Source organism: Thermoanaerobaculia bacterium, from assembly GCA_035260525.1.
GTDB lineage: Bacteria > Acidobacteriota > Thermoanaerobaculia > UBA5066 > DATFVB01 > DATFVB01.
Map to the genome: position 1 here is coordinate 1 of DATFVB010000234.1, position 2,172 is coordinate 2,172.

The window sequence follows — 2,172 nt, forward strand, 5'->3', positions numbered from 1 at the left end:
CCCTCCTCGCCGTTGTGCGCGACGACGACGCGGAACCCTCCGGTCTCGAGGAGCGCCTTCAGACCCTGGCCGCTGTCGTGGTCGTCCTCGATGACGAGGACGTCGGCGGGGCGGGTCCCGTCCCCGGGCTCGGGCCCCGCAGCGGCGGCGGCGAGCTCCGCGACCACCGCGAGGAAGTTCTCGGGCTCGATCGGCTTCGAAACGTGGCGATCGAATCCTTCCGCGAGCGCCCGAGAGCGGTCTTCGCGCCGCACGTACGCGGTCAGCGCGATCGCCGGCGCGCGCCCGCCGGTCTCCCGCTCGCGCCGACGGACCTCCCTGAGGAACTCGTAGCCGTCTCCGCCGGGCATCGCGATGTCGCTCACGATCAGGTCCGGCGCGGTCTCCTCGAGTCCCGCCAGCGCCTCGTCCGCGCTGCCAAAGCCGAAGACCGCCGCGTTCGCGCTCTTCAGGATCTCCCCCACCACCTCGCGCGCGTCCGGTTCGTCGTCGACGACGAGGACCCGCAAGCCGGAGAGGTCCGGCGGCTCCGCCGGCTCGCGGCCGGCGTCGGCCGGAGCCCGCATGTCGACCCCGTGGGTCTCGAGAGCAGGCAGCGAGACGACGAACGTCGAGCCCTTCTCCGGACCGGCGCTCGCGGCCGACACCGTGCCGCCGTGCATCTCGACGATGTGCCGGACGATCGCGAGCCCGATGCCGAGGCCGCCGTGCGACCGCGTGGTGCTGCTGTCGGCCTGCCGGAAACGGTCGAAGACGTGGGCGAGGAAATCGGGGCTGATTCCCTTCCCGGTGTCGCTCACCCGGACGCGAACGTGCGCGGGCGTGCGCTCGACGCGGATCTCGACGCTCCCTTCGGGCGGCGTGAACTTGATGGCGTTGGACAGCAGGTTCCAGACGACCTGCTGGAGACGGTCCGCGTCCCCGGCGACGTCGCTCTTCCCGGCCGCCGCCGGATCGACGACCACCTGGACGTCCAGGGACTTCGCCTCCCAGGAGGGGCGGAGCCCCTCCACGACGCCCTCGACGACCGGCACGAGCGCCATCGGCCGGATGTTGAGCCGCAGCTTCGCCGCACTGATCCGCGAGATGTCGAGGAGGTCGTCGATCAGCTTCGCCTGGGCGTTCACGTTGCGCTCGATCACGTCCAGGCCGTGCGCGAAGCGGCTCGCGTCGAGGGTGGGAGAGCGAAGGATCCGCGTCCATCCGAGGATCGCCGTGAGTGGGGTGCGCAGCTCGTGCGAGAGGGTCGTCAGGAACTCGTCCTTCAGCCGGTTCGCCTCGCGCGCCTCGGTGTAAAGGACGTTCTCGATCGCGATCGAGGCCATCTGGGCCAGCTGCGTCAGGATCGCGCCCTCGTCCGGCCCGAGGGGCCGTCCGAAGATCCGGAGGGTTCCCATGTCGCGGCCGTCGCGTCCCAGGAGCGTCGCCGCGAGATCCGCCGGCGAAGACTTCCCGGGAGGCCCGGGCGCCCCCGTTCCCCACGATTCGGTCAGCGCCGGGACGATGTCGGCCCGGTCCGCGCCGGCGACCTCCCGAGCCGTCTCCGTCACGATGCGCAGGATCTCCTCGACCGACGGCGCCGAGTGGATCGCGAGCGACGCCTGCGTCAGACGCTGGAGCTGGGCGGCGCGGTCGGCGAGCGACTCGGCCTGGCGGCGGATCTGCGCCGACTTGCGGTAGAGATCGACGAAGAAGCCGACCTTCGACTTCAAGACCTCGGGGATGACCGGCGTGATGATGTAGTCGACCGCGCCGAGCTCGTATCCCTGCCGCGCATGGGTGTCGTCGCTGTACGCGGTGATGAAGATGATCGGGGTGTTCTCGGAGCTCTTCCGCTGCCGGATGAGCGCCGCGGTCTCGAACCCGTCCATGCCGGGCATGTTGACGTCGAGCAGCACGACCGCGAAGTCGCGCCGCAGCAGCTCGCGGAGCGCCTCGCGCCCCGACCTCGCTTCGACGATGTTCTGGTCGAGCTCCGACAGGATCGCCCCGAGCGCGAGGAGCTTCTCGGCGCTGTCGTCGACGACGAGAACGCTGGCCTTCTCCGGCGGCTCGGTCGTCGGGACCGCTCCCGGGCGCGGCGCGCGCCGGCTCACGCGCCCCTCGCGCTCCTCGGCGCCCGGAAACGGCTCACCGGTAGAGCCAGGTCCGCAGCACCGAGAGCATGTGCTC

At 71.3% G+C, this 2,172-nt stretch carries 1 protein-coding gene; it reads right to left on the bottom strand.

Annotated elements, in window-relative coordinates; all coding sequences use genetic code 11:
• On the bottom strand, positions 1-2,096 hold a 2,096-nt coding region (locus VKH46_11740; GenBank protein HKB71509.1), incomplete at its 3' end, for a response regulator.
• Positions 2,097-2,172: the final 76 nt, after the last annotated feature.